At 60.0% G+C, this 6931-nt stretch carries 2 protein-coding genes and 5 pseudogenes; 3 read left to right on the top strand and 4 right to left on the bottom strand.

Features of this window, described 5'->3' with window-relative positions:
• Window positions 1–80, top strand: a pseudogene (locus EOC06_RS45030) (transposase); the annotation flags it as partial.
• A gap of 418 nt (window positions 81–498) precedes the next feature.
• Here EOC06_RS45030 and EOC06_RS29125 read toward each other — a convergent pair.
• A pseudogene (locus EOC06_RS29125) lies at window positions 499–837 on the bottom strand (IS6 family transposase); the annotation flags it as partial.
• Window positions 838–994: 157 nt separating this feature from the next.
• Window positions 995–1280 (bottom strand): annotated as a pseudogene (locus EOC06_RS29120) (transposase); the annotation flags it as partial.
• Window positions 1281–1525: 245 nt separating this feature from the next.
• On the opposite strand from EOC06_RS29120, the pseudogene EOC06_RS29115 reads away from it, so the two are divergent.
• Window positions 1526–2577: pseudogene (locus tag EOC06_RS29115) on the top strand (transposase).
• 225 nt (window positions 2578–2802) lie between these two features.
• On the opposite strand, the pseudogene EOC06_RS29110 reads toward EOC06_RS29115, so the two are convergent.
• Window positions 2803–3393: pseudogene (locus EOC06_RS29110) on the bottom strand (Tn3 family transposase); the annotation flags it as partial.
• 310 nt (window positions 3394–3703) lie between these two features.
• Window positions 3704–3967, bottom strand: coding sequence for a hypothetical protein (locus tag EOC06_RS40350; RefSeq protein ID WP_158302532.1), 264 nt, complete (start codon window positions 3965–3967; stop codon window positions 3704–3706).
• A gap of 1217 nt (window positions 3968–5184) precedes the next feature.
• Here EOC06_RS40350 and EOC06_RS29100 point away from each other — a divergent pair.
• Window positions 5185–6931, top strand: a 1747-nt coding sequence (locus EOC06_RS29100; RefSeq protein WP_281062119.1) for a formyltransferase family protein, incomplete at its 3' end; no start/stop codon positions are given.

The following is a 6931-nucleotide window of genomic DNA, read 5'->3' as shown; positions in this document are numbered from 1 at the left end:
ACTGGACGCCGGCGGAGAAGGCGCGGATTGTTGCGGAAAGCGCGGAGCCGGGCGCCAACATCTCGGCTGTCGCGCGGCGCCAGCTCTGCAGTTTGTGCCAGTTACGATCGCGGGGCGAGGAGCGGCAGCTCGAGCATAGTGACGCACGGAAGAAGGAGGCGCCCAGGTCGACCGGTCGGATCGAGCTCGGAGATCGGTGAAAGCCGCCTCGTCCTGACGGGCTTAGTCGATCCGGCCGTCGTCTCCGCAGCCGCTTTCGCCTGCACCAGCCCAACGTGCCGTCGCCAGACCGAAAGAAGACCTCGATTGATCCCCCACCGCCGGGCGGTGATCACCTCGATCCGGCGATAGCGACCCTCTTCATGCCTGCCTTGATGACTGTCTTGATGACTGGCATCAGGGTCGTCCCACTCCATGCGCCTGCGCTCCTCGCAAATCAGGCGGCAAATCTCGCCAGTGTATAGCCCTCAGGCAAGATGGGGTGCTCGTGACGCTCACATCGCGTCGGCTCTGAACGATCTCGTCGAGAACATAACCGTCCTGGTCAACGGCACGCCAAAGCCAGTGCTTGCGGCCAGCCATGGAGACCACCACCTCGTCCAGATGCCAGACGTCCCCGTGCGACGGCCGCCGCCGACGGATTTGCTTCGCGTCGGCCGGTCCAAATTTCCGACCCCATCGGCGGATCGTTTCATACGAAACGACGATGCTGCGCTCCAGCAGCATTTCCTCGACAAGGCGGAGGCTCAGCGGGAACCGAAAGTACAGCCAGACCGCATGGGCGATGATCTGTTGCGGGAAGCGGTGACGTTTGTAGCTGATGGCGGAATTCTTCATCCCACTATCTCTACGCACCACTCACTGACAGTCGGTTTATGTGACAACTCCCTTACAGAACCAAATACGGCCGCCATACATGTAAGGCACACAATCAACAACCAAGATTGTCAAAAAACACGGCCTTCTGGAAAGGGCGTGACGTTGCCCCCAGTTTCTATCCAGGTTTGAGTTCGTTTCCGGCGTGGGTTGTGCCCTGCTGGGCGGGTGAAGCGACGGGCGCTGGCGCGGAGCCTTTGGCATAGCGCAGCGCGAGCGACCGTCGCGGATTGAAGGTGGTAGCGAACTCGGCCGGGGTCTGCCAGGCGGGAGTGCGGCCGCGCAGTGTTGTAGTCGGCCCGCCAAAGGGCGATGGCTACGCGCGCCTGAGCCAGCGAAGTAAACAGCGTCTCGTTGAGCAGTTCATCGCGTAGTCGGCCGTTGAAGCTCTCGATGGAGCCATTATCCGGCATGTTGGTCTCGGTGCCATCGTTTGTTGGTCGTCAGGTTTCGTTAAGCTTGGCGCATCCGGGCCACGGGGCCCCGGGAGCACGCAAGTGCGGGCAGCCCGTCGTATGCAGATGAACTGCGAGTTCGCGCACATTATCTGGCCGCCCCTACGACTCGCCCGGATGCGCTGCGAGCGCGGATCCGTATTTGTCGTGTTGCCCGCTGGGCTCCCTGTTCGTGACCAACGTTGGAGGGAACCGTGCGTATTATCGGCATGGACATACACCGCGTAGCCGCCGAGGTCGTGTCGTTGCTTGATGGCGAGATCGTCAAGCTCGGCCGCGTTCAAATGCTGCGCGATAAGCTCGAGGAGTTCGCCAGGAGGGAACTCACCCACGATGATCATGTGGTGATCGAGGCGACCGGCAATGCCGCGGCCGTCGCTGAAGTGCTGTCGCCCTACGTGGATCGGATCGTGATCGCCAATCCCAAGCAGGTGCACATGATCGCGCATGCGAAGGTGAAGATTGACACGATCGACGCCACTGTCCTTGCGAAGCTCTATGCTTCGGGCTTTCTGCCGGAGGTCTGGGTTCCGGATCCGGGGACCCTTGCCCTCCGAAGACAGGTCACCAGGCGCACACAGCTGGTTCGCCAGCGTTCGCGGCTGAAGAACCTGATCCAGTCAATCCTCCACGCCCACCTGATCCCGCCGTGTCCGCATGGGAACCTGGTCGGGATCAGCGGGCGCAAATGGCTGGCGAGGCAAATATTGCCTGCCGATGAGCGCGCCGCCATCGAGCGCCACCTCGGCTTGATTAACCAGGTCAACGAGGCGTTGACGGTGGTCGAGGCGGATACCGCCGTACATGCCCTCCAGGATCCGACAATCCGCCGCCTGATGACGTTGCCCCGCCTCGACGTCACCGTGGCTGCGAGCGTTGCCGCGGCAATCGGCGACATACGGCGCTTCAGCGATCCACAGAAGCTCGTTGCCTATCTTGGCCTGCATCGCGGCCGTCGCCACCGCGCGCAAGCTTGCAATGATCATCTGGCACATGCTGAGCAAGGATACCGACTACATCTGGGCCCGGCCGGCCTTGCTTGCCCGCAAGTTCAGATCGGTCGAGCTGCGTGCCGGCCTTCCGACCAGCCACGCCAGACGCGGCACCGCCTTCGACTACAACATCCCGGCCAAGCGCCGAAGAACGATCCCGCGTCGAGAAGGCGGAAGCTGCCTATGCAGCCGCGACTTCCCGATGGCGAACGAGGCCGGAAAGGCCGAAGGCTGTGGAAAAAGATGCCGAATAAGAAGAAGGGGGCTATTCTACAACATCCGTCTGCATCGGCTTGCCGGGCGCAATGTAATGCCATTCGACGCTGCCCAGGCGAGGATGGCGTTCGAGGTGAACTCGCTGCCATAGCACCTACGGAATGAAGGAGCGGCGGCGACCGAGAGAGCGGTGCGCGCAGCTTTTCGGGGTCCGAACAAGAGCAGTGCGAAATCGTACGCTAAGGCTGAACGGAGCATGAACGTCATGCGGCTTGGCGTAACCGAGCCGGTAGTCTGAGCGACCGGAAGTCTTCAGGCATCTGATATTCTGCATCCCAGGTGTAGATGCCGGTCAGATTGATGTGTTCCCAGCTCAGCGGCGAGACGTGCTTGAGCAGATGATCCGGAATCTCGCGATGCATTTTGCGCAAATGGCTGACGGCCCGTTCGATGTAGACCGTGTTCCAGTGCACGATCGCGCTGATGACGAGGTTGAGGCCCGAGGCGCGGAAGGCCTGGCTTTCGAACGATCGGTCCCGGATCTCACCGCGCTCGTGGAAGAAGACGGCGCGCTTCAGCTTATGCGCCGCCTCACCCTTGTTGAGGCCGGCCTGGCAACGCCGGCGTAGCGCTGGACTTGAGTACCATTCGATCATGAACAGCGATCGCTCAATCCGGCCAAGTTCCCGTAGCGCACTTGCGAGCTGGCTTTCCTTCGGTGATGCTGACAGCTTCTTCAGGATCGTAGACGGCACCACTGATCGCGTCGTGATCGACGCCGCCAGATGGAGCAAATCGTCCCAGTGATCGAGGATCAGGATGGTGTTGATCGGCGTCCCGATATGGTTCGACAGCAGTCGGCGGACGGTCAGGAGATGAGCTTTGGCGCTCTCTTCCGGAGAGCCGCGCCCGACGTCGAGGCACGTCAGGCGGCGACATGGCCGTCGGTTCATCCCGGAGCTAAGCATTTCGCGGACATCGTTCGGGACAGAACTCAGCTCGGACACTGGGAAGTGCGATCTAGCTCATGTCACTTCGGCCGCCTCTAGAGAAACTTCGCGGAGGGTACCTGCCACCGACCAGCAAGTGGTGCTCGGCCTGGACTGGGTTTCACCGTAAGTTATGCCGCCATCTGTGGCGCAGCGGCCATCGCAGGCGCCGCTACTATCCTTCATCTCGGGGCAAAGTACCATCTTTTCTGCCGCAGCTTCTTGCGGCGAGTTCGGCGATCGCCAGGCGATGCGTGCGGCGCATCCGGAACCGAGCTTCCTCAACCGTTGTGGCTAGGAAGCGATGGTCGGGCATGGTCATGTCCCTGGCGACTGCTTCAGCGGTGGTTAACACGGGGTGAGAAACATTTTCGCCAAGAACAATCGGCTGCGGCGCCGCCTCGGCGACCGCACCTTTCGTGTGCGCTTTCGCAACCATCGTTAGCGATGCCGGCCCAGATCGACGCATCGCCCGCCCCATGGCGACCAGCTCCCCCACGCTGGCAGGTCCTCCAGCCGGCACATCATCGATTGGGAGGCCAGATCCCGACCCGACGGCGGCATCCTGGGCCATCTTGCAGACTGGATCGGGGCGCAGCCGGTTTGGCGTCGTTGCCGTCCTGGTAGCCGGCGGCGATCACCCGGCCAAGCTGTGGGCAGTCTGGTCCGGCTAGCGCGGATCGTCGATGCAGCGCGCCAGACGCTCGGCCACCCGCAGCCCTCCACTTCGGCCAGAGCCAGGAAGCCGCTGTAGGACGACAGCATGCCGCCGTCGAAACGGGGGACGACGGACTTGCCGCCTACTGATGACATACAGCTCAGCGGCAGCCTGGTCGTTCATGGCGGGTGTGATCTCGGAAAATGATTCGGATCGGGCTTAGCAACCAAATCCCATTTCATTTCAAAGTCTTGCACCAAATCCGCCAACCACCATGAATTTTTCGGGTTAGGAGCTTCTGCTCCTGAACCTGGCAACCCCTAACTGACAACCCGCAAGCCGCGAAACTCGAAGCCTCCTCAGATCGCTTACGTCCAGTGTCCGACATTGTCGGACATTTGTCATGGTGTGATTAGCGCCAAGCCTTTGTTTGACGTGATTATCTCCTCTGGCACGGCACTTGCTCGTTCATATGCATACGGGTCCCAGCTGAGGAGAAATCGTCTCATGATTACGCCCATTGGTAGGCCAGCTAGCTCAAGGTGTCCGTGGACGCAGGTAAGCGGCTCAGCTTCGAAAACACGCTGTTGTGCTAGTGGTGTATGAAGGGCATTCAGCCGGCGATAACGAGGTAGGCAAGTACAGTCTCAGTTGTTGCAGTATGGACAACGGCCGGCATGATCAGCGAACCCGTTGCACAATAGGTGCGATACGATGAGGGGCCGCCGCGGAGAGCGCAACAGGGGTGCAAGGCGTGACATTGTCATCGTTATGCTGATGACCTTCCTTGTGTTGGTTGACTCGCAGAACCGCCGAGTTCGATTGGTATTAAGCGCGCTTTCCCCCGAGCAGATCCGAACCAGTGTGACGGGTTTAGGCCGCTATGCGGCGCGGCGGTTAGGGCGGGAACGGCCCAGATTGGGACTGGCTGAGGGATGAAAATGGTATATCGGTCTTCTCCGGTGCGCGGTCATGCCTGTCAACTAGGCGAGCAGGGCATGGATCCTGCAGCCCGGCCAATCTTTTCCAGCATCATTCTTGGCAGTGGTACGCTAGCTATCGCGTGCGCACAACTGGCAATGGAGATGGGCCACGTCATTGGCGCGGCCCTGTGTACTGACGCGATTTTCGCGGATTGGGCGGCTCGCGCCAACATCTTGCGCATTGCGAATGTTGAAGAACTCTCCACTTTACTGAACACCGAGCCAGTGGATTGGATATTCTCGGTTTCCAACCCGCTTAAATTGCGACCGGACGTGTTTGAGCGAGCGCGACAAGGTGCATTTAATTATCACGACGGTCCATTGCCACGATACGCGGGAACGCATGCGACGTCCTGGGCGCTGCTGGCGCAAGAAACCGAATACGCCGTCACCTGGCATCGGATCGATGATGGTGTTGATACCGGTGACGTCGTGGTTCAGCGCCAAGTCCTGATTGCGCCCACCGACACGGCAATGACGCTGAACCTCAAATGTTATGAAGCCGCGATCGAGGGTTTCCGCGAACTCTTAACTGGCCTCAAGATCGGGAAACTTACTGCCTATCCGCAGGCGCTGGTGAACAGGAGTTATTTTCCGAAGCGTCGGCGCCCAGATGCGGCAGGCTATCTGCGATGGGATCGATCCGCGCAAGATTTGTCAGCGATGACGCGTGCCCTAGACTTTGGCCCGTATCATGCCAATCCTTTGTGTCTGCCCAAGGCGCTCGTCGGTGATGAGGCTGTCGCAATCAGACGCTTGGAGGTGTTGCCTCGACGCTCGGGCTTTCCGGCAGGTTGCCTGCTTGAAATTCACTCCAGCCACTGGCGTGTGGCGTCGGGTACGCAGGATGTCGATGTTTGCTTTGGCAGCTCCGATGGGCAGGTGCTGGACGCGCGAGCCCTCGCCAGGCACTCCAATCTGGATGAAGGTAGTCGCCTTTTAATCTTGGGCGATGAACAAGCGAGGAGCATAACTGCCACTCATGAATTGCTGGCGCCTCGGGAGGATTTTTGGCGACGGCGGCTTGAGCAGTTTAGAATATTGAAGTTTCCTTTCCTGTCGTCGTCCCTGTCTGACGCACCGCCCAGATGGCAGTCGAGTTCGGGGTGCATTCCAAGTGCTTTGGCTAAGCTGTCGCAAAATGATTGCACAGAATACTTGGTAACAGCTTGGCTGATCTATCTCGCACGCATCACGGGAGAAACAGAGCTGCAACTGGGATGGAAGCCTGCAGCGTGTGGATGGCAAGCCGATTTCAAAGCGGTGGAGGTGCTTGTCGCTCCCGCCGTGCCGATGGAAGTTACCATTGATCTTGCACGTGATTTTGAAGAAATGCGCAAAGCGGTGGCAGCCGAATTCGCTCAGCTGAGGGAGCACGGCAGCTTTGCCCGGGATCTTGTCGCGCGCTGCCCGACATTGCGAGGGGTGGAGGCGCTACGTTCGCACCGGCCTTGGCCGATTGGCATCACAATCACGACAGACAGCTGTTCCGTCGATGGCGATCTGAAGACGAGCCACAGAGCTGGGTCAGCATTATGCGGGGATTTGCTGACCTTTGAGGTTTGCGCTCTGGATGGGAGCTTTCGCTGGCATTTTGATGCCAGTCGATTAGCGCCGAAGCAGATCGACCGCATGACGCAGCATTTGCAAACTTTGTTACATGGTGTGATGGCCGATGCCAGGCAGCCGGTCGGCCGGATTGAACTGCTGCCGGCTGCGGAGCGTGCGTATCTGCTGGAGGAGCTGAACCGGACGGCGGCGG

It is taken from the genome of Mesorhizobium sp. M7A.F.Ca.MR.362.00.0.0 (genome assembly GCF_004023175.1).
Lineage (GTDB): Bacteria > Pseudomonadota > Alphaproteobacteria > Rhizobiales > Rhizobiaceae > Mesorhizobium.
This window is presented reverse-complemented; position numbering and strand designations above follow the sequence as displayed.

Bases quoted from the DNA above. Each gene is read 5' to 3' on its own strand.
- EOC06_RS40350 (WP_158302532.1), bottom strand. From the start codon at position 3,967: ATGGTTGCGAAAGCGCACACGAAAGGTGCGGTCGCCGAGGCGGCGCCG.